The following is a 25,166-nucleotide window of genomic DNA, read 5'->3' as shown; positions in this document are numbered from 1 at the left end:
TTTCTTACACAGCCGCCTTCAACTGATCGACCAAATCGCGGCGTTCCCAGCTAAAGCCGCCATCTGCGTCCGGTGCCCGACCAAAGTGGCCATAAGCTGCGGTGCGCTGGTAGATCGGCTTGTTCAACTGCAGATGTTCGCGAATGCCACGTGGGGTAAGGTCGATGATCTGGCGGATCGCCTTCTCGACCGACGCGTCATGAACATCGCCAGTGCCATGGGTGTCGCAATAGATTGACAGCGGCTCACTCACGCCAATCGCATAGCTCAGCTGGATGGTGCATTTCTTTGCCAATCCGGCTGCCACCACGTTCTTCGCCAGATAGCGCGCCACATAGGCCGCCGAGCGGTCAACCTTGGTCGGGTCTTTGCCCGAGAACGCGCCGCCGCCGTGGGGGGCCGCACCGCCATAGGTGTCGACGATGATCTTGCGGCCTGTGAGCCCCGCATCACCGTCCGGCCCCCCGATGACAAAGACGCCGGTGGGGTTCACATGCCAGACGGTATCAGCGTCGATCCAACCCTCGGGCAGGACTTCGCGGATATAGGGTTCAACGATGTCGCGGATGTCGGCGCTGGTCTGCTTCTCGCTCTCATGCTGCGTGGACAGCACAATGGAGCTGACGCCAACAGGTTTGCCGTTCTCATAGCGCACAGAAAGCTGGCTTTTCGCGTCGGGGCGCAGGGTCGGCTCGGTGCCGTCTTTGCGCACTTCGGCCAGACGGCGCAGGATCGCATGGGCATAGTGGATCGGCGCGGGCATAAGCTCGGGCGTCTCATCGGTGGCGAAACCGAACATGATGCCTTGATCGCCAGCGCCCTCTTCTCTGCCATCAGCCGCGTCAACACCCTGGGCGATATGCGCCGACTGCGGGTGCAGCAGATTGGTGATCTCGCATGTCTCGTGGTGGAACTCGTCCTGTTCATAGCCGATGTCTTTGATGCAGGCGCGGGCGATGTCTTCGACACCCGCCAGATATTCGTCGAGCTTGGCCTTATTGGCCAAACCGACCTCGCCGCCAATGACGACGCGGTTGGTGGTGGCAAAGGTTTCGGCAGCGACCCGCGCTTCGGGTTCCTCGCTGATGAAAGCGTCGAGGATCGCATCGGAAATCCGGTCGCAGACCTTATCCGGGTGGCCCTCGGAAACGGATTCCGAAGTGAAAGTGTAGTTCTGACGGGACATGTAGTGCTCCAGTGTGAAATAACGCACCACGTCAGGAAGCCGTTGTGATGCTCGGTCAAAGGCTTAGACAACCGCTGGTGGATGGTCAATCAGCATTCCCGGCGCGTCGGCGCAGGACGGCCATGCCGCCTAAGAACAGCGCAAGCAACAAGGCCAGCGGCAAATCCCCGCTGCGGCTGTAGAGCGTCGACGCCAGCGGTTTTGGCAGAGGCGCATCGACGTAGCCTTCGCTGTTTAGCGGCAACGAGGCAATGACCCGCCCCCAAGGGTCGATCATCGCCGAAATACCGGTGTTCGCCGCACGCGCCATTGGCAGCCCCTGTTCAATCGCCCGCATTCGCGCCTGTGCCAAATGCTGTTTTGGCCCCGCAGCTTTGCCGAACCACGCGTCATTGGTCACTTGCATCAAGAAGGCGGGCCGGGTCGGTGCAGCGTTGACGTCATGGGCAAAGACGGCTTCATAGCAAATCAGCGGCAGCCCTGCGCCAAGGGCGCCAAGATCCAGCAACCGCGCGCCCGGTCCGCTAGAGTAGCCATTCCCCTCCTGCGCGGCGAGACCGTGGATACCGAACTGCGCCATGAGATCACCCATGGGCATATATTCACCAAAGGGCACGAGATGGTGTTTGTCATAGAGCTGATCAACCGCGCCGTCGGCATCCAGCACCACCAGCGAATTGTAGTAGCGCATGTTCTCGCGGCGCTGTACGCCCATCACCACCGGCGCGTCGCTTGCGGCACCGATCTCGGCCAGCGCGCTGCCGGCCATATCCAGCGCCCATGGGATCGCCGTTTCGGGCCAGATCACCAGATCGGGCGCGGCGGCAGGGTCTTTGGGTGCAGCGGCGGTATAGTCGAGTTGGCGTTTGAAGTAGAACTCAAAGGTATCGGGGTTCCATTTGTCCCGCTGCGCGGCGTTGGGTTGGACGAGGCGCACGACGTGGTCAGTCAGCGGTGCCGGCGGGGATTGCGGCGGCAGGACAAGCAGCAGCACCATAGAAAGTGCCAATGCCCCCTGCCCTAAGCGCACCGGCAATGGCCCGCGCAGGACCAGAAGCGCCGCGATGGCAAAGAGCCAGAGGTTCAGCGCATAGGGACCGACCCAAGCCAGTCCCTGCCCGGCCATGACCCCCACCAGCGCCTGCGCGGGCATGGCCCATGGGAAGCCGGTGAAGATGTAAGCACGCAACAATTCCACAGCGGCCCAAGTGACCACCAAAGCCCAGCCTCGGCGCGGTGCGAACCAGCGCGCAGCGCCAAAGGCGAGCCCCCAAAAAAGCGCCATGCCCGCCGCGAGCAGGATCAGCGCGAAGGGCGCCATCCAGCCATGCCGCGCCACGTCGACCATGAAGGGCGAGACGATCCATTGCAGCGCATGCAGGAAGTAGCCAAAGCCAAAGCCCCAGCCTAGCAGCGCTGCACGCCATGCGTTGCCAGATTGGGCGCGGTAGAGCCAAAAGGCAGCAACGAGCGCAGCGAAGAGCACCAGCGGCAGATCATAGGGCGCTTGCCCAAACGCTGCGATGGCCCCGGCGAGGGGGGCCAGCAACCAGCGACCCCGCCGCGCCAGTCCTTGGATCATCCGCCAGCCCCTTGGGTACGGACCCGCAAACGTTTGATGCGGCGCGGGTCGGCGTCGATCACTTCGAACTCCGGCCCATCGGGGTGCAAAACCACCTCGCCCCGCGCGGGCACCCGGCCCGACAGCATGGTGACGAGCCCCCCGAGCGTGTCGATCTCTTCTTCGTCCACCGTATCATGATCGGTCAGAGAATGGCCGATCTCGGCCTCGAAATCACCTAAAGGCGTCTTGGCCAGCGCCAGATAGGTGCCGGGCTTTTCAACCGTCCAATAGGTGCCTTCGTCAACGTCATGTTCGTCTTCGATCTCGCCTATGACCTGCTCAATCAGGTCTTCGATGGTCACCAACCCGTCGACACCGCCATATTCATCGATCACCAGCGCCATGTGACGCCGCTCGGCCTGCATTTTGGTCAGCAAAACACCGATGGTCATGGACGGCGGCACATAGACCAACGGGCGCAGAATGGCTTGCATGTCAAACTTGGTGCTTTTCCCGTTAAAGCCGTGGTTCAGCGCCAGATCTTTAAGGTGAACCATGCCCACAGGCGTGTCGAGCGTACCGTCATAGACTGGCAACCGCGTCATGCCGCTTTCTTTGAAAACGGCCACCAGTTCTTCGAGCGTCGCATTGGCTGGCACGGCGATGATGTCAGCCTTAGGCACCGCCACGTCATCCACGCGCATCCGGCGCAGATTCATCATGCCATGCCCGCTGGGCCGCTCGGTCTGGGTCGACGCCTCGGGGCTGTCGTCCTCACTGTCCGACGGGCTCAAAGCCTCAAACACGCGAGAAAAGAAATTACCGGTGCGCAGCGCCGTGTCATCCGGTTGGTTTTGGCTGTCTTCATCCAGCAGCGCGCTCTGCGCCGCGTCAGATGATCCGTCTGTATCGCCCATTGGGTCCTGTCTGTGTTAACTGAGCCCGCGGGGCCCGTTTTCCCTATATGGGTCATCAAGACCCATTTTGCCAAGTATTTCGGTTTCCAACCCCTCCATCAATAGAGCGTCGGGGTCATTTTCATGATCGTAGCCTAAAAGATGCAAGAGCCCGTGAACAATAAGATGGGTCACGTGATCGGCAAGCGGTTTGTCTGCCGCCTCCGCTTCGGCTGCGCAAGTCTGATAGGCCAGCGCGATGTCGCCCAACTCGACCATCCCGTCAACGCCTGGCGAAACGGGCAGCGGATCGCCGCCCGGAATGGCCGACCCGCGTTCCTCTGCGGGCCAGCTGAGGACATTCGTGGCGCGGGCTTTGCCGCGAAAGTCATTGTTGAGCGCGGCGATCCGGGTGTCGTCGCAGGCCAGAAGGGTCAATTCCGCAGCATCGGGGGTTAAACCCAGATGGCGCAGGGTGGCTTCCGCCGCCCCTTGGGCCAAGCGCTCAAGGTCGACCGTTTCCCAACGGTCGTCCTCAATCAGAACATCGAAATCCTCCATCAGATCAAGCGGTCCCTGAATCCGCCTCATAGGCTTCGATGATCGCAGCCACCAGTGGATGGCGGACGACGTCCTTAGAGGTGAAGTAGTTGAAGCTGATGCTCGGGATCGTCTTAAGCAAACGCTCGGCATCTTGGAGCCCCGATTGCACCCCGCGCGGCAGGTCGATCTGGGTCCGGTCCCCGGTAATCACCATGCGCGAATTCTGACCCAGACGGGTGAGGAACATCTTCATCTGCATCGACGTGGCGTTCTGCGCCTCATCCAAGACGACAAACGCATTCGACAGCGTGCGCCCCCGCATAAAGGCCAGCGGCGCGATCTCGATGCGCTTTTCCTCCAGCAGTTTGGCCAATTGCTTACCCGGCAGAAAGTCATTCAGCGCGTCATAAAGCGGCTGCATATAAGGGTCGACCTTGTCTTTCATGTCGCCCGGCAGATAGCCCAGCTTCTCGCCGGCTTCGACCGCAGGCCGCGACAGGATGATCCGGTCCACATGGCCGCCGATGAACATCGACACGCCCACGGCCACGGCCAGATAGGTTTTGCCCGTCCCCGCCGGCCCGATGCCAAAGGCCAGTTCATTGTCAAAGAGCGACTGCACATAGGCCTTTTGCGCATCGGTGCGCGGCTCAACCCGTTTTTTGCGGGTCTGAATTTCGATGGTATCGCCCATCGGCATTTCCAACTGGTCGCCTTGGCGTACCCCGGTGTCGGCTTCGGAATTGCCCATGCGCAGCATACCGTCGATATCACCCGGCTCAACCGAACGGCCACTTTCCAGCCGCCCATAAAGCGCGTTCAACATCGTCTCGGCCTTCCCGACGGCGTCACTGTCGCCCAGCAACTGCAGGTGGTTGCCGCGCCGGATGATCTGCACTTCAAGCGCCTTTTCGATGGCCGCCAGATGCGCATCATAAGCGCCGCATAGATCGATCAGCAGGCGATTGTCGGGAAATTCCACCACCCGTTCGGCTGCGTTTTCCGGGGTCATCAGATCAGTTGAAGGCAATGCGCGTATCCTTTGTGTAGCACTGAATAGAGAAATAGGCAGAGCGGGCGGAATTACCAACCCGTAGAGACAAAAAGGGCCGAAGCGCAACGCGCTCCGGCCCGGTGTTCGTGATATGCGGCGCGCGGCTCAATTCGGATCCGGGATGGACGACCCACCCTTGAAATGACCGGCGGTATGCGTCGGAGGGGCCACCCCTGAGCAGACCGGCTTGCCGAATTTATCGAGCCGCGCCGAGAGATAGCCCTCAACCCCGTCGTCAATGATCCAGTGATCGCAGCCATTAGGATCGACCCAGATGCCCGCCTGAAGCTGGCTCAGGTGCTTTTTGTCGATGCCCCGGTCAAAGGTTTTGTCCGATGGGTAACCCCGGCCCAGACCGCCTTCGTAATCGGTACAGGCCGAGAGGCCAACGGCACAGGCGGTGACCATGAGAAGTTTTGTCTTAATCACTTTTGCGGTCCCTTCAGCGAATGCAGATAATTTCGACACGGCGGTTCTTGGCCATGTTCGCAGCTGAATTGTTCGGCGCGGCGGGCATCCGTTCGCCGTAGCCGCGAACATCAGCAATACGCGCGCCGACCTGATTGGCGATGCGCGCTACCGCATTGGCGCGGTTATAGGACAGACGCATGTTATAGGCGTCCGACGCGCGGCTGTCGGTGTGGCCGGTGATGATGTAGGACACAGCACCTGTCGTCTTGAAGAAATTCGCCAAACGCGCCTGACCGGCACGCGAGATGTTGTATTTGTCGGTGGCAAAGAACTGATCCGTCTCCATCACACCGCAGACATTGCCGCGGCGGCAAACCGGAATGCCCTGACGGCTGACGTGGGGCGTCATATAGCCCTCGGCGCCGTCATCCATGACCCAATGTTCGCAGCCATCGGGATCGACCCAGATGGTTGGTGTGTAAATACCCTTGTCACGACCCTGTTGCGACGGGGTTTGGGCGTCGGCTGTCACGCCGACAACGGTCAGCGCCGCCGCAAGCGCCAGACTGGCCACCGCGCGCATTGCATTGGAAATATAGTTTCCCACAGCTTTTGTCCTTATTCTAATTCTCTGGCAAAGGTGGCCCCCTTCCCGGAACCACACTCAGGCAATATATCAGCAGGTTAGGTAAAATTTCCCGTCCTGTGAAGCTTAGATATCAACATTTTGTGGCTTAATTCGCCATGGTCACAACAAACTTAAAGGATTGTCGCTGGAATGGGGTAAATCCTCAGCAATTGGCATTTCGCCGAAACCTTGCATTCCGCACGTCGAATTAAGGCATTGGAGAAGGTGTTGCGACAATCACCCCCATCACCAAATCACCGTCCACAGACAGGCAACAGTGCCTCCGAATTTCCTTGAATTGCTGCTCTAGGCGCCTATCCCTCTATTCATCGGATCGCGAGGGTGGGACTTTCGCGCGGCTTTGCCGAGGCCGACTGATGCTGCAATCTCAACTGGGGGACTATGTGATGATGAAAACAATGATAGCAACCGCTGTGGCCGGGCTGCTTGCCCTGCCCGCATTTGCCGGTGGCGTGAAATACGCCTACCACAACCAAGGTGTTGCCGTACCGACAGGCAATGTAATCCACGTCAGCTGCTACCGTGGCCCGTGGCATGACGTGATCTGGGACCGGCCCAACAGCGTTTTTGTCGATAGCCTTGTCGCCGTGGGCTATGACTTCTCGACCGCACATGCCATCGCCGAGCGGGTTTGCCGCGATGAGCGTCTGGTGGGCAACCCTGCTGGCCTGAAGGCGCATATGGAGCGGATCTTTGCGGACCGCGCGTCGCACCGCAAGCATAACTACTGATACGTAGCGGGGTGCGCGGCCACGCGCACCCTCTTAGACCAGAACGGCCGCCAGCGAGTTGGTTTTGGCTTCGGTCACGCGGACGCGCTGGATATCACCAATCGCCGCGGTGCTGTTCTCAATATGTACCGCGTGCAGGTACTCGGATTTGCCGAGCATCTGACCGGGAAGACGGCCCTTCTTTTCCACCAAGACAGACACTTCACGCCCGACCATGGACTGCTGGATCTCGCGTTGGTGCGAGGTGATCAGCCCTTGCAGCCGTTGCAGGCGCTCATCTGCCACCGCAGGGTCAACCAGCGGGCGCTCCGCTGCGGGTGTGCCGGGGCGGGTGGAATATTTGAACGAGTAGGCATAGCCGTAGCGCACCTGACGGACGAGCTCCATCGTGGCCTCGAAATCGGCGTCAGTCTCTTCGGGGAAACCCACGATAAAGTCACCGGACAGCAGAATATCAGGCCGCGCTTCGCGGATACGCTCCAGCAGTTTGAGATAGCTCTCGGCGGTGTGGCTGCGGTTCATGCGCTTTAGGATGTGGTCGCTGCCCGATTGCACCGGCAAGTGCAGATAGGGCATCAACTCAGGCACCTCACCATGCGCCGCGATCAGGTCGTCGCCCATGTCGTTGGGATGGCTGGTGGTGTAGCGGATGCGCTCCAGCCCGTCGACCTTGGCCAGCGCGCGGATCAGTTCAGCCAGCGTCATGCCGCCGTGGTAGGCATTCACGTTCTGGCCCAGCAATGTCACTTCGCGCACGCCGCGCTCCACCAGATCGCGGGCTTCTTCCAGCACCTTTTCGGCGGGGCGCGAGACTTCGGCCCCGCGGGTATAGGGCACCACGCAGAAGGCGCAGAATTTGTCGCAGCCTTCTTGCACCGTCAGGAACGCCGCCGGGGCGCGTTTCATCTTGGGGCGGCCTTTGAGGTGGTCGAACTTGTCCTCTGCCGGGAAATCCGTGTCGAGCGCGCTCTGACCGCTGCGCACCTTGGCCTCCATCTCGGGCAGACGGTGGTAGCTTTGCGGGCCAACCACCAGATCAACGGCGGGCTGGCGGCGCATGATCTCTTCGCCCTCGGCCTGTGCCACACAGCCCGCCACGCCAATTTTGAGATCGGGGCGCGCGTCTTTCAAAGGCTTCAGGCGGCCCAGTTCGGAATAGACTTTCTCCGCCGCCTTTTCGCGAATGTGGCAGGTGTTGAGCAGGATCATATCCGCGTCGTCGGCCTTGTCAGTGGTGACATAGCCCTGACCGCCCAGGCTTTCGGCCATGCGTTCGCTGTCATAGACGTTCATCTGGCAACCATAGGTCTTGATGAACAGCTTTTTCGGTTGTGTCATGGCGGGCATCCAACGGGTTTGGCAGATTTTGGGCAGATGGCGCCGCATAGCAGCGGCAGGGGCATCTTGCAATGCACCCGGAATTAACCGACTTTGCCCTATTGAGCGGCCATGCGGGGACATATGCGGTATCGCGACCTTGATCACCTTATCAAAGAGGCAGGCGCAGAACTGCTGGCTGGCCCCATTGCGATGGTGCTGGTTGAGGATGACGTAGAGGTCGACACCACGCTGCGCCATCACCAGCAGGCCGGGTTCAAGTCCGTGCTGGCGCTGATGCCGCCGAGCTTTGATCTGCCGCGGGATTTGCAAGAGACCGTCTTGCGGGTGGACTATAATACATCTGACGAAGGCGCATTGACGCGGGCCGTGAACCGCCTGATCCCGGCGGTGCCGGGTCAGTGGATCTATTACTGCTATAACGCGGAGTATTTGTTTCACCCGTTCTGCGAGACACGCAATATCGTCGAACTGCTGGCATTTCATGCCGAAGAGCGCCGTGACGCGCTATTGGCCTATGTGATCGACCTCTACGCGCTGGATTTGCAGGCCAACCCGCATGCAGTGTCATTGGATGAAGCACATCTGGACCGCTCCGGCTATTACGCTTTGGCGCGCAGTGATCCGGCCAACAATGGGCATCCGAAAGAACGGCAGTTGGATTTCTTCGGCGGGCTGCGCTGGCGGTTTGAGGAACATGTCCCGCCAGAGAGCCGCAAGATTGATCGTATCCCGTTGTTCAAGGCCAAACCGGGGCTGGAACTGCGGCCGGATCACACGTTCAACGACGAGGAATACAACACCTATGCCTGCAAGTGGCATCACAACATCACCACGGCGGTCTGCTCCTTCCGCACCGCCAAGGCGCTGAAGAGCAACCCCGGCAGTCGCTATGATATTTCCAGCTTTAAGTGGCACAACTCAGAGCCTTTTGAGTGGCATTCCCGGCAGTTGCTGGATCTGGGCCTGATGGAGCCGGGCCAATGGTTTTGAAGTCCCAACGCTAGCACCTGTCCCGCCCGGTGGCACACCGGGCATCGCCCTCCCTCCCCCCGGAGGGCGATTTTGCAACGTTTCCATCTACTGCTGCCTTAGCCCGCTCAGCGGAGCGACCGCCAACAACGCAGGAAGAGGATCGCCCCCAGGGAGGGCGCTGCCCTTACCGCCAAGCCTGCGCAGCCCCGCGCAAACCAACCCCGTTCCCAAAACCTCCTTGCACTCACGCGCTTTACTCCTATGACGGAAGACAGCCACCACGGGAGGGTCCGATGTCCGTCAATTTGCTCGCAACATTCATCAAGCCAATGCATCGCGAGGGCGTTAAATTCGTCGCGATCTTTGCTGCCGTCACGCTGGTGCTCTTTGCCATCGCCGATGTGCTGGGCTGGATCGGCGTGGGCCTCACCGTCTGGTGCTACTACTTCTTCCGCGACCCCGAGCGTGTCACCCCAGACCGACCGGACCTGATCATCAGCCCCGCCGACGGCATCGTCTCACTCATCGAGCCCGCCGTGCCGCCTGCTGAGCTTGGCATGCCCGATGTGCCCCTAACCCGCGTGAGCGTCTTCATGAGCGTGTTCAACTGCCACATCAACCGCGCCCCCGTCGCGGGCAAGGTGCAGGCCGTGGCCTACCGCCCGGGCAAGTTCTTTAACGCGTCGCTCGACAAAGCCAGCGCCGACAATGAGCGCAACAGCCTGTGCATCCGCATGGACGATGGCCGCGATCTGGCCGTGGTGCAGATTGCGGGCCTCGTGGCGCGGCGCATCGTCTGTTTCGTGAAATCCGGCGATGGGCTGGAAACCGGCGAACGCTTCGGCTTGATCCGCTTCGGCTCGCGGCTAGATGTCTACCTGCCCGAAGGCGTCGACCCAATGGTCCGCATCGGGCAAACCATGGTCGCCGGGGAAACCGTGTTGGCCGAGTTGAAACCGCCGGTGGCCGAGACCACCCCCGTCTAGGATTGCTGCATGCGCCCCTCTTCTGAAAAGTCCGGCGCAGACCTTGCGCTGATCCAACTGCTGCCAAACGCGCTGACGATCACGGCCATTTGCGCCGGTCTCTCGGCGATCCGTTTTGGCGTGCAGGGCAACTACGTACTGGCCGTGCAACTGATCCTGCTGGCCTGTGTGCTCGATGGCCTAGACGGACGGTTGGCCCGGCTCTTGCGCTCCTCCAGCCCCATGGGCGCGGAACTGGACTCGCTGGCTGATTTCCTGAACTTTGGTGTCGCCCCGCCGCTGATCCTCTATTTCTGGGCGCTGCAAGACATGCGCAGCGCGGCTTGGATCTCGGTCCTGATCTATGCGGTCTGCTGTGTGGTCCGCCTAGCGCGTTTCAACGTGAACGACCGCGCCGAGGCAGAGCGCGCCAAGAATGGCGATGCCGCAGGCGAATCCGGCTCTTTCTTCACCGGCATCCCGTCGCCCGCAGGCGCGCTTCTGGTGCTCTTGCCGATGACACTCTCCTTCGCCTTTCACAACCGGCCCATTATGCCGGACTGGATGATCGCCGCGCATATGGTGCTGATTGGCTTCCTGATGATCAGCCGCATCCCCACATGGTCGTTCAAGACCACCAAGGTCTCGCGCCGCCATGTGAAATACCTGCTCGTCGGCGTGGCAATTTTCGCCGCAGCGCTGGCCACCTACGCCTGGACCACGCTCGTCGTCCTCTGCCTTGCCTATATCGGCATGGTGATCTGGGGCCTCCTGCGCGGACGCAAACCGATTAAAAACAAAGGGAATTGAAATGGATATCAAGGCGGTCGAAACATCCTATGCGCGGTGGGCGCCGATCTATGACAAGACCTTCGGCGCCTTGACCAGCGGCGGCCGCCGCCATGTGGTGGCCCATATCAACAAAGGTGAAGGATCGGTTCTTGAAGTCGGTGTCGGCACCGGGTTGTCCTTACCCCACTACGCCCCGCACCTCAGGGTCACCGGCATCGATTTCAGCGACGAGATGCTCGCCAAAGCCCGCGAACGTGTGACGCGCGAAGGGGTGACTCATGTGGCGGAACTGCGCCAGATGGACGCCCGCGACCTTGACTTTCCCGACGCCAGTTTCGACACCATCGCCGCCATGCATGTGCTCTCGGTGGTGCCAGAGCCGGAACGGGTGATGGAAGAAATCGCCCGCGTGCTGAAACCCGGTGGCCAAGTTGTCATCGCCAATCACTTCATGCGCACTACAGGGGTGCTGGCCTTTATCGAAAAGGTCTCGGCCCCCTTTGCCAATACGCTCGGCTGGCATTCGGATTTCGAGATGGAGACGGTGTTGCAACAGGACGCACTGCATATCGAAGACGAACGCGCCCTGCCCCCGTTGGGCATGATGACCTTTCTGGTGCTGCGTAAGCGGGCAGGCTAGGAAACCGTGTGGCAGGGTACGGCTAGAATCTCGGTTTTAACGCTCAGCCTGCCCCGTCGATAAGCCAGTTGCTATGCACCCACCCTTTCCGGCGGGGCTCTCCGTAGTAAACCCCTATCCAACGCCCGGCCTGCGCACAGGTCCGGACCATGTCCCCATTGTAGAGTTCGTCAATCTTTGCGTGCTGCGTCCCCGGTCCTTTGCGCACAGCCAAGAAGCCGTCGCCGTTGGGATCTAGGCCTGCAACATAGCTACCAGCGCAGCCCGCAGCCTGCCGATCTTCGATGATTTGGAACTCCACGTCGAGTTGTTGGGTATGTGCATTCCCGGCAAGAAACGTCAGGCCAAGTGCCAAGAGTAGCGTTCGCATCTAGTTACCTCGCTCCAAGACTGACGCGAGCATACTACAAACGGCCTTGCGAAGCTGCGCCAACAGTCGCGACACTCTAACTTGGCTAAAAGCTGCCCACCAAATAGCCGGGCAGCCGGTCAGTCTTGGCGCGACAAAACAAGCCCTTCGTCTTATGCCCTGCCCGGATAAATCACCGGAAACCAGTCTTCGCGCAGACGTTGGCCCTGCTCCATTTCATGCCCCGGAAAGGGTGGTGACGTCGGCCCCGGTCGCTGCGTGTAGCGCGCGTCATCGCCCAGCAAACGCAACGAGAACGCCCGCCGCCGTGCCCCCGCTGTGTTGCCTCGCGCGCCGTGTAGCGTACCGTAGTTGAAGGCCACTGCATCGCCGGGTTCCATCGTCCATTCGCGGATCTCCATGCCCTCGGCCTCGGGGTCCGGCACCGGCATATAGGGGGCGGGGTCAAAGAAGGCATCGCCCTTGGCCCAGCGGGTTGGCAGTACCGGTTTCTCCCACCGATGCGACCCGGCCACGCAGCGCAGCGAGGCATCGGTGACCGGATCAAGAGGTGACCAAAAGCTCACGGTCTGCGCGCCTTCGACGAAGTAATAGGGCCCGTCCTGATGCCATGGCGTCGCCATAGAAGTGCCGGGCTCTTTGACCAGCACATGGTCGTGAAACAGTTGCACGGTCTTGCTCTGCATCAGATCGGCGGCCACTTCTGCGGCGGGGCTTTCACGGATGACTTCTTCGAACTCGGGGATGCGCTGCCAGTTGCAGTAGTCATCGAAGAACCGCCCAGTCTCGCCAGGCTTATCGTTGTTCGAAGCATAGGGTCCGGGCGTTTCAATATTGCGGGCGACCCCGGCGCGCAGGGTGTCGACGTGATCGACAAAGAGGCCCTTGATCAGCACGACACCGTCGCGCTGATAGGTTTCGATATCGCTTTGCGAGACGAGGGGGTGTGTCATGCGGCGTCATTCTTGTTGCTAGTTTCAAGGCTGACATTCCGCTAAATCGATATTAGCTTCAAATAATAGCTAGCTAAGTAATAAATAACCTCATGCTATATTTAACGCTGCGCCACTACGAATACGTCATTGCCATTGCCGAAGCGGGCAGCCTTTCGGGTGCGGCGTTGGCACTAAATGTTTCTCAACCTGCGCTGAGCACAGCGCTTACGCGGATCGAAGCGCGCTTAGGCCAGCGTCTGTTTCTTCGAGGGCGGGGTCAGGGGTTCAGCTTGACGCCGCAGGGACAGCGGGTGGTAGAAGAAGCGCGCAAGCTCATAGCGAGCGCGGCCCGTTTGGAAGCCGCAGGCAGTAGCCCCCTGCCCCAAACCCGCATCGGTCTCGGAGTTTTTGACGACCTCGCACCCTTTGTCTTGGCCCCTGCGCTGACTCTTCTGCGCAAGAATTTTCCCCATCTATCGTTGCACCCGCAGGTTTGCGGGTTTGAGGAGATGCAGGACGCCATGCTCAGCGAACGCATTGATCTTGCGGTGACTTGGGATATTGGGCTCGACGGGCGCTTTGCACGATCTGAACTGGCGCGACTACGACCGCATGTCTTTCTGGCAGAAAGTGACCCGCTGGCCGAGCGCAGTGCAATCGCCCTTAGGGATCTTGCAACGCGGGCGGTGATCCTCGCAGACGACGGGCTGTCGGTTCGGCATATGATGGGGCTTTTCGCGAGCCAAGGGCTCGTGCCAAGCCGTGTGCAACGCGCAGCCTCTGTCGAAGTGATGCGGGCTTTGGCAGCACATGGCGAAGGGCTGGGGTTGAGCTATTCGGTGCCGCCGGGCGTCCAGACATATGATGGGAAGCCAGTGGTCACACGGCCCTTAGCGGATAAGACAGCGGTGGAACAGGTGGTCGTGGCGCAGCTTGGACCGTGGCAGGCGGGTGATCCGCTGACGCAATTGCGCGATGCGCTGCTGACTCTGCCGTTGCCCGGCGCGGTTTGAAGACGGTCAGCCCTTGCGGCGCAGGCGGATCACGACATCGACCGAGGCGATCTCGGCCCCGTCGGGCGCGTCCGGCAGTTGCGCGATAACCAGTTGCTCTGACGGCGCATCGGTCAGACGATCTTCGTCTTCCCAAAAGAAATGCGGGTGGTCGTGGGTGTTGGTGTCAAAATAGCTTTTCGAGCCGTCGACGGTCACTTCCTGCAGCAACCCGGCATCACAAAAGGCGCGGAGCGTGTTGTAGACCGTGGCCAGCGAAACTGCGTCGCCCTGCCCCTTTGCAGCTTCAAACAAACTCTCGGCGGTAACGTGACGGTCCTGACCATCGCCCACGAGCAATCGCGCCAGCGTCACCCGCTGCCGCGTGGGGCGCAGCCCGGCCTGAGCCAGCCAGTGCGTTTCGACTGCATGTTCCTGTTCGGACATTACGTTCCCGCCTTTTCAACTTCTTATAAAGGAGAAAATCCCCGATTTTCAAACGAAAACCGTTCTTCGGCATCGGCAGCATGCCCTCCGCGGCCCTTGCGGGCTGCATCGGCGCAATGTTAGACGGGGCGTCAGACATGACACAGCAGGAGAGCCGCAGCATGGCCGACTACCCCACGAGTTTCGACAAGGATGATCTGCTGAAATGCGCCCGCGGCGAGCTTTTCGGCCCCGGCAACGCGCAGCTTCCTGCCCCGCCGATGCTGATGATGGACCGGATCACCGATGTCTCTGGCGATGGCGGCGCGCATGGCAAGGGCCATATCACCGCCGAGTTCGACATCACACCGGACCTGTGGTTCTTTGAATGCCACTTCCCCGGCAACCCGATTATGCCCGGGTGCCTTGGCCTTGATGGCCTGTGGCAGCTCACCGGTTTCAACCTCGGCTGGCGCGGTTGGCAGGGGCGCGGCTATGCGCTTGGGGTTGGCGAAGTGAAACTGACCGGCATGGTGCGCCCGGACCGTAAGATGCTGACCTATAAGATCGATTTCACCAAGGCGATCCAGACCCGCCGTCTGACCATGGGTGTGGCCGACGGTATCGTCGAAGCGGATGGCGAAGTGATCTATCAGGTGAAAGACATGAAAGTGGCGCTGAGCGAAAGCTGATCTTTCGCAGTCTGCGCGTGAAAAGGGGGCCGCGCGGCCCCCTTTTTTGTTGCCAGATAGAAACGCCTTAGACGGTCTGCATTTCCTGCACCTTACCGTCGTGGCGGCCCGTAACCGCCGCCTCCGCGAGGACCGCAGCAACATCGGCCCGATGGGCTTTGCCGCTTTGATCCACGTCGTCGCCCATGGTGACCGCATTGGTCTTGGGGTCGTCGGTCAGCGCGACGGGGCGGAGAATGGAATAGGTCAATCCAGAGCCTATCAAATGCTCATCTGCCGCCTGTTTTGCCTTTAGGTAATGCGTCATCTCGTGGTCTTCGGGCGGGTTGTCCGCGCCGACGGAACTGAGCATCACGAAGCGCGTCACGCCGGCGTCGCGGGCCAGATCGACCAGATGCTGTGCGCCCTCACGGTCGACCTTATCGGTCATTTCCGGCCCGGTGCTGCCACCTGATCCGGCGGCAAAGACCACCGCGTCCACGCCTTTGCAGGCGTTTGGGGTGAGTTTGGTCAAGTCGCCGCTGCGCTCTTCGGTGCCTTTGGGCAATACGGAAGTGTCCGACCCGTCTCGCACCAATGCGATTGGTGTCGCACCGCGGTCTTGCAATTCGCTGACTAATAGGCGGCCGGTTTTCCCGGTAGCGCCTGCAACAAGTACTTTCATTGTCATTCTGAACCCCTTGTAACTATGGACAAAACCTTGGGCGGGCCGTGACTAGCCCGCCCTTTGGCGATCCTGTTTAGGACGGCAAGAAAACTGCCTTGGCGTTGACGAATTCGGTCATGCCAAAGCCACCGTGCTCTCGCCCGTAACCGGAGTTTTTGACCCCGCCAAAGGGCATATTCGGGTCCGCCAGACCAAAGCCGTTGATCCGGATCATCCCGGTGTCGAACTCGGCCCGGGCCAGTTCAAGCGCGCGGTCTTCGTCTTTCGAAAAGATACCACCTCCGAGGCCATAGCGGCTGTCATTGGCAATGCGCATCGCATCTTCGTCATCCTTGGCCCGGATCACCGAAGCCACGGGGCCAAAGATTTCGTCGTCATAGGCTGGCGTGCCCGGCTTCACGTTGCCCAGAACGGTCGAGGGGTAGTAAGCCCCCGTACGGTCAGGCACTTCGCCGCCGCAGAGCAACTCGCAGCCCTTCTCGACGCTTTCCTTGACCTGATCGCGCACCGTCTCGAACTGCTCTTGGCTCGACAGCGGGCCAAGACCGGTGTTCTTGTCCATCGGGTCGCCCATCTCGATCGACTTCATCTGCTCGACAAAGGCGCTGACGAAAGCGTCGTAATTTTTGTCGGTTACGATAAAGCGCTTCGCCGAGATGCAGGTCTGACCGTTGTTGTAAATCCGACCCGCGGCAGAGAATTTCACCGCCGTGTCGATTTCGGCGTCATCCAGCACGATAAAGGCGTCGTTCGAGCCAAGCTCCAGCACCGATTTCTTCAGGTGCTTTGCCGCCAGCGAGCCGATATGGCTGCCCGCTTTGTCGGAGCCAGTCATGGTCACGCCGCGCACCAGATCATGGGCGATCAGCTTGTCGCTGGTGTCATGGTCGATGATGACGACGTTAAACAGGTCTTTCGGGAGGCCTGCTTCTTCGCAGATTTCCTTAAGGCGCAGCGCGCTGCCGGTGCAGATTTGCGCATGTTTCAACACGTTCCCGTTGCCCGTCATCAGGTTGGCCGCCAGCACGCGGACCGGTTGGTAAAAGGGGAAGTTCCACGGCTGGACCGAATAGATCACACCAATCGGCTGATAGGTCACCACGCCGTTTTTCTTGCCATCCATCAACTCGCGGGTCTCATCCTTGAGCTTTTCCGGACCCGCATCGGCGGTCCAGTCAAAGATCGCGGCGCAGAGGTCAACTTCGTCGAGGCTGTCTTTGTACAGCTTGCCGACCTCGCGGGTCATTAGCTCGGCCAGTTCCTCTTTGTTGTCGCGTAGCTTTTCGGCGATCTTTTTCAGATAGGGCGCGCGGTCGCTATGCGACAGTTTGCGCCAGTCGTTAAAAGCGGCATGGGTGGCCTCGACGACGCGGATGGCCTCAGCTTCGGACATCACGCTATAGGTGCTCAGCACCTCTTCGGTCGCAGGGTTCACTGTCTTGATCTCGGGCATTCCAGTCTCCTTTGGGCTGTTGCAGGGCCAACACGACCTGCGGCTTTGTCGTTCCATCACGGAACCTTGACCGCGCAGAACTGGCGGGCCCGAATTGCAAACCGCTTGCGCCGTCCCGCCGTGCTGTCATACACCGGGGCGAGTAAAACAAAGGAGTGCTGCCCATGCGCCGCGTCGTCGTCACAGGGTTGGGGATCGTCTCATCCATCGGAAACAATGCCGAAGAAGTGCTCCAAGCACTCAAGAACGGCACCTCCGGGATCGAAGCCAGCCCGGAGATGGCAGAGCACGGGTTCCGCAGCCGCGTTGCGGGCACGCTCAAGATCAATCTGGCCGATCACATCGACAAGCGCACCCTGCGGTTCATGGGGCCGGGCGCGGGCTATGCCTATGTGGCAATGGATCAGGCGATCAAGGATGCGGGTCTGGACGAGAGCCAGATCAGCAACCCACGCACCGGTCTGGTGGCAGGCTCGGGCGGGCCGTCGACCAGCGCCATGTTCGCCGCGCATAACATCGTGAAAGACACAGGCGCGACCAAGCGCATCGGGCCCTTCGCGGTGCCAAAGTGCATGTCTTCGACCGTCAGCGCGAACCTCTCGACCGCGTTCAAGATCAAAGGCATCAACTATTCGATCACCTCGGCCTGCTCCACCTCGCTGCATTGCATCGGCAACGCGGCTGAGCAGATCATGCTGGGCAAGCAGGATGTAATGTTCGCTGGGGGCGGTGAGGAGCTGGACTGGACGCTCAGCTGCCTCTTTGACGCGATGGGTGCGATGTCGTCCAAGTATAACGACGCGCCAGAGACCGCGAGCCGCGCCTTTGACGCCGACCGCGATGGTTTCGTGATCTCCGGCGGCGGCGGCATGCTGGTGCTCGAAGACCTCGACCACGCGCTGGCGCGCGGTGCGAAAATCTATGCCGAGGTGACCGGCTATGCCGCCACCAGCGACGGCCATGACATGGTCGCCCCTTCGGGTGAAGGCGGTGAGCGCGCCATGCGTCTGGCGTTGGAGACACTGCCCGAAGGCCGCAAGGTGGGCTATATCAACGCTCACGGCACCTCGACGCCCGTCGGCGATGTGGGCGAAATCGAAGCGGTGCGGCGGGTGTTCGGTCAGGGCAGCACGCCGCCGGTGAGTTCGACCAAGTCGATGACCGGCCACGCGCAGGGCGCGGCGGGGGCGCTTGAGGCGATCTTCTCGCTGCTGATGCTCGACAATGATTTCATTGCCCGGTCGATCAACGTGCAAAACCTCGACCCGGCGCTGGACCCGTCGGAGATCGCGCTGGAGCGTGTGGACAATGCGGGGCTCGATTCCGTGATGACCAACTCCTTCGGGTTTGGTGGCACCAATGGGTCGATGATCCTGTCGAAATACAAAGGCTGAGGGCGCGTTATGTCAGGATTGCTTGCAGGAAAACGCGGCCTAATCATGGGTGTGGCCAATGAACGCTCCATCGCTTGGGGCATCGCCAAGGCGATGGCCGAGGCCGGGGCGGAACTGGCCTTCACCTATCAGGGCGAGGCCTTTGGCAAGCGTCTTGAGCCGCTGGCGCAGAGTGTCGGGTCGGACTTCATGGTCGATGTCGACGTGACCGATGACGCCTCGCTTGACCGGGCCTTTGACGAATTGGGCGCGCGCTGGCCGACGATTGACTTCGTCGTACATGCCATTGCTTTTTCGGACAAATCCGAGTTGACGGGGCGGTTCCTGAACACCAGCCGGGCGAATTTTAAGAACTCGATGGATATCTCGGCCTATTCCTTCATCGACGTGGCGCGCCGGGCGCATCCGTTGATGGTGGAGAACGGCGGCACGCTGTTGACGCTGACCTATATGGGTTCGAACCGGGTGACGCCGAATTACAACGTGATGGGCGTGGCCAAGGCGGCGCTGGAAAGTGCGACGCGTTATCTGGCGAATGATCTGGGGCCGGAGGGGATCCGCGTGAACGCGATCTCGCCGGGGCCGATGAAGACGCTGGCGGGGGCCGCAATCGGTGGCGCGCGCAAGACTTATAAGCATACGGATCAGAATGCGCCGTTGCGGTCGAATGCGACGTTGGAGGCTGTTGGTGGGACAGCGGTCTATCTGGCGTCGGATGCGGGAGCCTGTACGACGGGGGAGATTGTCCGTGTGGATGGCGGTTTCCATGTGCTGGGGATGCCGCAGGCGGAGCATCTGTAATCAAGAACTGAGGGCCATCGCCTGCCCGCGGGTCGGCGATCCAACGGCTGGACCTAGCCACTTTATGGTTCAGCCGTGACGTGACTTCGCCAAGTCGCGTCCAGCCTCACTAAATCGCCTACCCGTCCGGGCGGGCAGTTGATGGCCCGGCGCCTGCGGCTTGGTTCCGAGCTGAGGTGGCAATCGTATTCAGAGGGACAGCGCCTGCCCGCGGGTCGGCGATGGCAACCTAGCTTCGTGCCACTTTATGGTGCAGCCTTGGGACTAGATTGCAGAGACGCGCCCAGCCTCACCAAATCGCCTACCCGGGGGGCGGGCAGGCGATGGCCCGGCGCCTGCGGCTTGATTCCGGGCTGGGTGGTAGGCTCTACCGCAACACATCCGTCTGCCAGAGCCAGACCTTCATCCCCCCATGCGCAATCGCTGGCCCCTGCGGTTTCCACGGCAGCCCGGTCGCCCGCGCCAAAGGCGGCTCTGACGTCACCAGCCCGACACGCCACCCCCGGAACCGCGTCTTCAAGGTCTCACCCAACGTCCCATACAACGGATAAAGCAGCTTCTTATTCCCGATCCGCCCCCCATAAGGCGGGTTCACGATCACCAGCCCCGGCGGGCCTTCGGGCGGCTGAACCTCCCCTGCCCCATGACAGGCAAACTCACAGAACTCGCCCACACCTGCACGCTCGGCATTAGCCGTGCTCATGCGGATCGCGCCTGCGTCCCGGTCCGAGCCATAGAAACGCGCCGACGGGACCGAAACCTCTCCACCACTGCGCATCTCTTCCCAAGCCGCAGCATCAAAGCTCGCCAAATCCTCAAAGGCAAAGCTCCGGCTCCGCCCCGGCTTCAACCGCGCCGCGATCTCCGCCGCTTCGATCAAAAACGTCCCTGAGCCGCACATCGGGTCCACCACCGGCTCGCCCGGCGCATAGCCGCAAGACCGAAGCATCAGCGCCGCCATATTCTCGCGCATCGGCGCCTTGCCCACGGCCTCCTTATGCCCGCGCTTGTGCAGCGCCTCGCCCGAGGTATCGATGCTGAACATCACCGCGTTGTCGTCAATCCGCACCTTCAGCACCAGTGCCGCTTCGGCATCCACGGTGATCCCATGGCTCTCGCGCAGCGCTGTCTCGACCCGCTGGGCCGCCGCCCCGGCGTGGTAAATCTTGGAAGCCTTGGTCGTTACCTGCACCTTCACCGGCACATCGGCGCGCAGCACATTCGCAAAGGGAAACTTGCGGCAACGCTTGTCCAGCTGCGCCAGATGAAAGGCCATAAAGCCACCAATCCGCGCCAGCACCCGGCCTGCGCCGCGCAGCTCTAGGTTCGCGCGCCAGACCTCGGGCCAGCCGCCCTGAACGGTCACGCCACCGGGCTGGGCCTGCGCTGCGGCAAAGCCTTTTTCCTGCGCCTCAGCGCAGAGCAAATCCTCAAGCCCCGGGGGGCAGACGAGGAAAATCTCAAATGTATCTGGGGTATTCATGGCCCCTGCATAAGCGCCAAAGGGCTGCGGTGCGAGGGGAAAAGACGTGAACGCCGTCTTGCAGGCATGCCGGGGGGAGGCTCCCCCCGGCCGCTATTCTCAGGCCGCCGCAGCGATCTTAACCAGTTCGATGTCGAACTGCAGGTCTTTGCCCGCCAGCGGATGGTTGGCGTCGAGTGTCACGGTGGTCTCGTCCACTTCGATAACGGTCACCGGCAGGGCTTGGCCTTCGGGGGTCTGCATCTGCAGCTGGGTGCCGGGATCAAGCGGGATGTCCGCCGGGATGCCTTCGCGCGGCACGGCTTGGCGCATCTCCGGGTTGACCGGGCCGTAAGCTTCTTCGCTCGCCACTTTGACGACCTTCTTGTCGCCTTCCGTCATGCCGGGCAGCGCGCTGTCGAGGCCGGGAATGATCTGGCCGGAGCCCACGACAAACTCCAACGGGTCGCGGCCCTCGGAGCTGTCAAACGTGGTACCGTCCTGCAATGTGCCGGTATAGTGAATCTGTACTGTGTCGCCGGATTTGACCTCAGCCATTTGGTGTCTCCAATCTGTATCGGGGGGAAAGGGGGGAGGCCGCGTATCTGCGCGGGTGCTCCGAATTCCCAGACAACATGGGGATTGCGGCGCTGAGAGTAAACCCCCGCGGCCCGGCCTGAACCCGATTTCGCCCCTTTTCGCCGCTGCCGCTGCGTGCCACTCTGCCCGCGAGACATGGGAGAGCTTGCCAAATGCCGATCACAACTTGCGTTTTTGACGCCTACGGAACCCTGTTTGACGTGGCCGCCGCCGCGCGCGAGGCGGCCAAGGAGCCGGCCTTTGCCGCCATCGCCGACACATGGCCGCAACTGGCAGAGCACTGGCGGCTCAAGCAGTTGCAGTATTCATGGCTTCGCGCGGTGACCGGGGCGCATTGCGATTTCTGGCAGGTCACCCAGGAAGGTCTGGATTGGGCGCTGGAGAAGATGGACGTCGCCGGAGACCCCGCGCTGCGCGAACGTCTGCTGGCGCTCTACTGGGAATTGCAGGCCTATCCCGAGGTGCCCGACATGCTGCGCGCTTTGAAAGATGGCGGGCTCAACACCGCCATTTTGTCCAACGGCTCGCCGGAAATGTTGAACGGTGCGGTGAAATCGGCGGGAATCGGTGATGTCTTGGACGTCTCCCTCTCGGTCGAAAGCGTGGGCATCTTCAAACCTGATTCGTCGGTTTATGATCTGGTGGGCCAGCATTTCGGCTGCGCCAAAGACGAAGTGCTGTTTGTTTCCTCCAACGGCTGGGACGCCGGTGCGGCCACCGGCTATGGCTTCACCACCGCTTGGGTGAACCGGGGCGGCGATCCGGTCGACCGCCTGCCGTGGAGGCCCGCGCATCAGTTGCAAGACCTCACCGGCATCCCTGCCCTCGCGGGGCTGTAAATGGCGCGGTTCACCACGTCGGACGGGTTGTCGCTGCATTTCACGGACGAAGGCAGCGGCTTGCCGATCCTGTGCCTCTCGGGGCTGACCCGCACCGGGGCTGATTTCGACTATGTCGCGCCGCATCTGGCGGCGCACCGGCTGATCCGCATGGACTACCGGGGGCGCGGGCAGTCTGATTTCGACCCGAACTGGCAGAACTACAGCCTGCCGGTGGAATGCCGCGATGTGCTGGAACTGCTCGACCATCTGGGACTGGACCAAGTCGCGATCCTTGGCACCTCGCGTGGCGGGCTGAACGCCATGGGGCTGGCGATGGCGGCCAAGGACCGTCTGCTCGGTGTGGCGCTGAACGATGTGGGGCCAGAGCTGGATCCAAAGGGTATCGACTTCATCATGGGCTATCTCGGTCGCAATCCCGCCGCCAAGACCCATGCCGAGGCCGCCGCCGCCATGGCACGCGCCTTCCCCGAATTCCACGATGTGCCCGAGGTGCGCTGGATGGCCGAGGTCAAACGCCACTACATCCAGACCGAGACCGGTCTGAAAATCACCTATGACCCGCATCTGCGCGATGCCGTGGCCGCCGCGGCAGGCGACACCCCGCCCGACCTCTGGCCCTATTTCGACGCGCTGGCCGGTCTGCCACTGGCGGCAATCCGAGGCGCGAATTCGACGCTTCTAAGCCGCGAGACCCTGCACGAGATGCAGGCCCGCCGCCCCGACATGATCGCCGTCGAAGTGCCGGGCCGCGGCCATGTGCCGTTTTTAGACGAACCCGAGGCGCTAGCCGCCCTGCAAGACTGGATAGGACAGCTACAATGAACATCGACATGATCCGCGCCTCTGCCGCCCGCGCCGGGGGCCATGTGCGCCGCACCCCGCTGCTGAACTCGCATTTCTTGGATGAGATCGCGGGCCGTCGGGTCTGGGTCAAGCCGGAGTGTCTGCAGCACACCGGCAGCTTCAAGTTTCGCGGCGCTTGGTCGGCGCTCTCGGCCTTGGAGCCGGACCTGCGGGCCAAGGGCGTGATCGCCTATTCCAGCGGCAATCATGCGCAGGGCGTGGCACTGGCCGCCAAGATGCACGGCGCGCCTGCGGTGATCGTCATGCCCTCGGACAGCCCGCGCCTCAAGATCGCAAACACCCGCGCCTATGGGGCCGAGGTGGTGCTCTATGACCGCGCGAACGAGAGTCGCGAGGAGATCGGCGCGCAGCTTGCCGGGGAACGCGGGCTGACGCTGATCAAACCCTATGACGAGCCGCAGGTCATCGCGGGCCAAGGCACCACGGGGCTGGAAATCGCCCAACAGGCCGCCGAGGCCGGGATCAAGAAGGCCGAGGTCATCGTCTGCTGTGGCGGCGGCGGGCTGACCAGCGGCATTGCCTTGGCGCTTGAGGCCGAGGCACCGGGGTTCCGCGTGCGGCCTGCCGAGCCGGACGGCTTTGATGATGCCACGCGCTCGCTGGTTTCGGGCAAGATCGAAGGCAATGCGAGCGCTCTGGGCTCGATTTGTGACGCGATCATCACCCCCGCGCCGGGGGAGCTGACTTTTCCGATCATGCAAAGACTTGTCGGGCCGGGGCTGGTGGTGACCGATCAGGAGGCTCTGCAGGCGATGGGGCATGCGTTTAACCGGTTGAAGGTCGTGGCAGAACCAGGCGGGGCTGTGGCGTTGGCGGCGGCGTTGTTCCGTGGGGATCAGATTGAGGGCGATGACGTGATCGTCACGATCTCTGGCGGGAACGTGGATGCAGATATGTTTGCGCGTGCGCTGCAGACGTTAGGGTAACGATAAGGGCAGCGCCGACCCGCGGGGTGGTGCTGAAAGCGCCGCCCCAGGGGGGCGGGTCATGCCGAAGGCATGCCTGTGGCATGACGCTGCCCGGCTTGCAGCCGGGCGGGGCACCTATGGACGGTTGCGCCTTTGCCCTCTGATCTTTGCGCGATATGCTATCCGGCAAAGCGCCTAAAGGAGACCACCCATGCAAATATTCGACACCGGTGACGTCCAACTCCACTACCGCGTCGATGGCCCCGAAGACGGCGCCCCGGTGGTCTTTGCCAATTCACTCGGCACCGACATGCGCCTCTGGGATCCGATCCTACCCCTCCTCGCCCCCGGCCTGCGCATCATCCGTTTTGACAAACGCGGCCACGGTCTCTCCTCCTGCCCGCCTGCGCCCTACTCGATGGGGTCGCTGATCACCGACACCGAGCGCCTGCTCGACCATCTGAACGTGCGCAACTGCGTCTTTGTCGGCCTGTCGATCGGCGGCATGATCGCACAGGGCTTGGCCGTCAAACGGCTCGACATGATCCGCGCGCTGGTACTCAGCAACACCGCCACCAAGATCGGCACCCGCGACATCTGGGCCGAGCGCATCGCCGGCGTCGAGCAACACGGTATCGAGAGCCTCGCCGATGGGATCATGCAACGCTGGTTCTCGGACGACTTCCGCGCCACGCCCGACCTCGCCCTCTGGCGCAACATGCTGACCCGCCAACCCGACGCGGGCTATGCGGGCTGTTCGGCGGCGATCTCGCACAGCGATTTCATGACCCCCACCTCCGGCCTGCGCCTGCCCGCGCTTGGCATCGCAGGGTCCGAGGACGGCTCCACCCCGCCCGATCTGGTGCGCGAAATGATGGACCTGATCCCGGCCTCCAAGTTCAAACTGATCCGCCGCGCCGGTCACCTGCCCTGCGTCGAGCAGCCCCAGGAATACGCCGACATCCTGAACGACTTCCTCGCCAGCGTCGGCCATATCCCCAAACAGAAGGGCTAAG

At 61.6% G+C, this 25,166-nt stretch carries 28 protein-coding genes and 1 riboswitch; of the genes, 13 read left to right on the top strand and 15 right to left on the bottom strand.

Annotation, left to right across the window (positions count from 1 at the left end; genetic code table 11):
* Nucleotides 1–4 precede the first annotated feature (4 nt).
* From metK to BLS57_RS12990, 7 genes are all read right to left on the bottom strand, one after another.
* Complete coding sequence (gene metK / locus BLS57_RS13020) at nt 5–1,186, bottom strand: methionine adenosyltransferase (protein ID WP_093743004.1); 1,182 nt, start codon at nt 1,184–1,186, stop codon at nt 5–7.
* Between the two features lie 4 nt (nt 1,187–1,190).
* A riboswitch (SAM-SAH riboswitch) is annotated at nt 1,191–1,240 on the bottom strand.
* Nucleotides 1,241–1,271: 31 nt separating this feature from the next.
* Nucleotides 1,272–2,768, bottom strand: a complete 1,497-nt coding sequence (lnt, locus tag BLS57_RS13015; protein WP_093743002.1) for an apolipoprotein N-acyltransferase — start codon at nt 2,766–2,768, stop codon at nt 1,272–1,274.
* Nucleotides 2,765–3,667 (bottom strand): hemolysin family protein, encoded by a 903-nt coding sequence (locus tag BLS57_RS13010; RefSeq protein ID WP_093743000.1) that lies wholly within the window; start codon nt 3,665–3,667, stop codon nt 2,765–2,767. Before BLS57_RS13010 ends, lnt begins: the two co-directional genes overlap by 4 nt.
* 15 nt (nt 3,668–3,682) lie before the next feature.
* Nucleotides 3,683–4,207, bottom strand: a complete 525-nt coding sequence (ybeY, locus tag BLS57_RS13005; protein ID WP_093742998.1) for an rRNA maturation RNase YbeY — start codon at nt 4,205–4,207, stop codon at nt 3,683–3,685.
* A gap of 4 nt (nt 4,208–4,211) precedes the next feature.
* A complete protein-coding gene (locus BLS57_RS13000; RefSeq protein WP_093742996.1) occupies nt 4,212–5,201 on the bottom strand; it encodes a PhoH family protein in 990 nt (329 codons plus the stop codon).
* 147 nt (nt 5,202–5,348) lie between these two features.
* Nucleotides 5,349–5,672, bottom strand: a complete 324-nt coding sequence (locus tag BLS57_RS12995; protein ID WP_208597569.1) for a hypothetical protein — start codon at nt 5,670–5,672, stop codon at nt 5,349–5,351.
* 13 nt (nt 5,673–5,685) lie between these two features.
* Entirely contained in the window at nt 5,686–6,261 is a 576-nt protein-coding gene (locus BLS57_RS12990; RefSeq protein WP_425274349.1) for an OmpA family protein, read from the bottom strand.
* Between the two features lie 428 nt (nt 6,262–6,689).
* Here BLS57_RS12990 and BLS57_RS12985 point away from each other — a divergent pair, with 428 nt between their 5' ends.
* Nucleotides 6,690–7,034, top strand: coding sequence for a hypothetical protein (locus BLS57_RS12985; protein ID WP_167356431.1), 345 nt, complete (start codon nt 6,690–6,692; stop codon nt 7,032–7,034).
* Nucleotides 7,035–7,067: 33 nt separating this feature from the next.
* On the opposite strand, the gene miaB is transcribed toward BLS57_RS12985, so the two are convergent.
* Nucleotides 7,068–8,372 (bottom strand): tRNA (N6-isopentenyl adenosine(37)-C2)-methylthiotransferase MiaB, encoded by a 1,305-nt coding sequence (miaB, locus tag BLS57_RS12980; RefSeq protein WP_093743146.1) that lies wholly within the window; start codon nt 8,370–8,372, stop codon nt 7,068–7,070.
* Nucleotides 8,373–8,495: 123 nt separating this feature from the next.
* Between miaB and BLS57_RS12975 the strand changes: the two genes are divergently transcribed.
* From BLS57_RS12975 to BLS57_RS12960, 4 genes are all read left to right on the top strand, one after another.
* Complete coding sequence (locus BLS57_RS12975) at nt 8,496–9,365, top strand: hypothetical protein (RefSeq protein ID WP_093742990.1); 870 nt, start codon at nt 8,496–8,498, stop codon at nt 9,363–9,365.
* Nucleotides 9,366–9,640: 275 nt separating this feature from the next.
* Nucleotides 9,641–10,333 (top strand): phosphatidylserine decarboxylase, encoded by a 693-nt coding sequence (locus tag BLS57_RS12970; RefSeq protein ID WP_093742988.1) that lies wholly within the window; start codon nt 9,641–9,643, stop codon nt 10,331–10,333.
* Between the two features lie 9 nt (nt 10,334–10,342).
* Nucleotides 10,343–11,122, top strand: coding sequence for a CDP-diacylglycerol--serine O-phosphatidyltransferase (gene pssA, locus BLS57_RS12965; RefSeq protein WP_093742986.1), 780 nt, complete (start codon nt 10,343–10,345; stop codon nt 11,120–11,122).
* A 1-nt stretch (nt 11,123) separates the two neighbouring features.
* Complete coding sequence (locus BLS57_RS12960) at nt 11,124–11,744, top strand: class I SAM-dependent methyltransferase (RefSeq protein WP_093742984.1); 621 nt, start codon at nt 11,124–11,126, stop codon at nt 11,742–11,744.
* Nucleotides 11,745–11,787: 43 nt separating this feature from the next.
* On the opposite strand, the gene BLS57_RS12955 is transcribed toward BLS57_RS12960, so the two are convergent.
* Entirely contained in the window at nt 11,788–12,114 is a 327-nt protein-coding gene (locus tag BLS57_RS12955) for an SH3 domain-containing protein (RefSeq protein WP_093742982.1), read from the bottom strand.
* Between the two features lie 152 nt (nt 12,115–12,266).
* A complete protein-coding gene (locus tag BLS57_RS12950) occupies nt 12,267–13,067 on the bottom strand; it encodes a phytanoyl-CoA dioxygenase family protein (protein ID WP_093742980.1) in 801 nt (266 codons plus the stop codon).
* Between the two features lie 92 nt (nt 13,068–13,159).
* On the opposite strand from BLS57_RS12950, the gene BLS57_RS12945 reads away from it, so the two are divergent.
* Nucleotides 13,160–14,062, top strand: a complete 903-nt coding sequence (locus tag BLS57_RS12945; RefSeq protein ID WP_093742978.1) for a LysR family transcriptional regulator — start codon at nt 13,160–13,162, stop codon at nt 14,060–14,062.
* Nucleotides 14,063–14,068: 6 nt separating this feature from the next.
* On the opposite strand, the gene irrA is transcribed toward BLS57_RS12945, so the two are convergent.
* Entirely contained in the window at nt 14,069–14,488 is a 420-nt protein-coding gene (gene irrA, locus BLS57_RS12940) for an iron response transcriptional regulator IrrA (protein ID WP_093742976.1), read from the bottom strand.
* A gap of 161 nt (nt 14,489–14,649) precedes the next feature.
* On the opposite strand from irrA, the gene fabA reads away from it, so the two are divergent.
* A complete protein-coding gene (gene fabA, locus BLS57_RS12935) occupies nt 14,650–15,159 on the top strand; it encodes a bifunctional 3-hydroxydecanoyl-ACP dehydratase/trans-2-decenoyl-ACP isomerase (RefSeq protein WP_093742974.1) in 510 nt (169 codons plus the stop codon).
* Nucleotides 15,160–15,226: 67 nt separating this feature from the next.
* Here fabA and BLS57_RS12930 read toward each other — a convergent pair whose 3' ends face one another.
* Together BLS57_RS12930 and BLS57_RS12925 are read right to left on the bottom strand one after the other, a co-directional pair.
* Nucleotides 15,227–15,829, bottom strand: a complete 603-nt coding sequence (locus BLS57_RS12930; protein ID WP_425274348.1) for an SDR family oxidoreductase — start codon at nt 15,827–15,829, stop codon at nt 15,227–15,229.
* A gap of 70 nt (nt 15,830–15,899) precedes the next feature.
* Nucleotides 15,900–17,279 carry an NAD-dependent succinate-semialdehyde dehydrogenase gene (locus BLS57_RS12925; RefSeq protein WP_093742972.1) on the bottom strand — a complete coding sequence of 460 codons (1,380 nt, stop codon included), beginning with the start codon at nt 17,277–17,279 and terminating at the stop codon, nt 15,900–15,902.
* Nucleotides 17,280–17,443: 164 nt separating this feature from the next.
* Between BLS57_RS12925 and fabB the strand changes: the two genes are divergently transcribed.
* Nucleotides 17,444–18,673: a beta-ketoacyl-ACP synthase I gene (gene fabB / locus BLS57_RS12920; RefSeq protein WP_093742970.1), complete on the top strand. Its 1,230-nt coding sequence runs from the start codon at nt 17,444–17,446 to the stop codon at nt 18,671–18,673.
* 9 nt (nt 18,674–18,682) lie between these two features.
* On the top strand, nt 18,683–19,474 hold the full coding sequence (locus BLS57_RS12915) for an enoyl-ACP reductase FabI (protein WP_093742968.1): 792 nt from the start codon (nt 18,683–18,685) through the stop codon (nt 19,472–19,474).
* 367 nt (nt 19,475–19,841) lie between these two features.
* Here the strand turns inward: BLS57_RS12915 and BLS57_RS12910 are convergent, their stop codons facing one another.
* Both BLS57_RS12910 and BLS57_RS12905 read right to left on the bottom strand, forming a co-directional pair.
* Nucleotides 19,842–20,957 (bottom strand): THUMP domain-containing class I SAM-dependent RNA methyltransferase, encoded by a 1,116-nt coding sequence (locus BLS57_RS12910; protein WP_093742966.1) that lies wholly within the window; start codon nt 20,955–20,957, stop codon nt 19,842–19,844.
* A gap of 99 nt (nt 20,958–21,056) precedes the next feature.
* Nucleotides 21,057–21,494: an FKBP-type peptidyl-prolyl cis-trans isomerase gene (locus BLS57_RS12905; RefSeq protein ID WP_093742964.1), complete on the bottom strand. Its 438-nt coding sequence runs from the start codon at nt 21,492–21,494 to the stop codon at nt 21,057–21,059.
* A 194-nt stretch (nt 21,495–21,688) separates the two neighbouring features.
* Between BLS57_RS12905 and BLS57_RS12900 the strand changes: the two genes are divergently transcribed.
* The 4 genes from BLS57_RS12900 (at nt 21,689) to pcaD (ending at nt 25,165) form a co-directional block, all read left to right on the top strand.
* A complete protein-coding gene (locus tag BLS57_RS12900; RefSeq protein ID WP_093742962.1) occupies nt 21,689–22,375 on the top strand; it encodes a haloacid dehalogenase type II in 687 nt (228 codons plus the stop codon).
* Entirely contained in the window at nt 22,376–23,200 is an 825-nt protein-coding gene (locus BLS57_RS12895) for an alpha/beta fold hydrolase (RefSeq protein ID WP_093742960.1), read from the top strand.
* Entirely contained in the window at nt 23,197–24,168 is a 972-nt protein-coding gene (locus BLS57_RS12890; RefSeq protein ID WP_093742957.1) for a threonine ammonia-lyase, read from the top strand. Before BLS57_RS12895 ends, BLS57_RS12890 begins: the two co-directional genes overlap by 4 nt.
* A gap of 193 nt (nt 24,169–24,361) precedes the next feature.
* On the top strand, nt 24,362–25,165 hold the full coding sequence (gene pcaD, locus BLS57_RS12885) for a 3-oxoadipate enol-lactonase (RefSeq protein ID WP_093742954.1): 804 nt from the start codon (nt 24,362–24,364) through the stop codon (nt 25,163–25,165).
* Nucleotide 25,166: the final 1 nt, after the last annotated feature.

This window comes from Sulfitobacter delicatus, assembly GCF_900102535.1.
Classification (GTDB): domain Bacteria; phylum Pseudomonadota; class Alphaproteobacteria; order Rhodobacterales; family Rhodobacteraceae; genus Sulfitobacter; species Sulfitobacter delicatus.
This window is presented reverse-complemented; position numbering and strand designations above follow the sequence as displayed.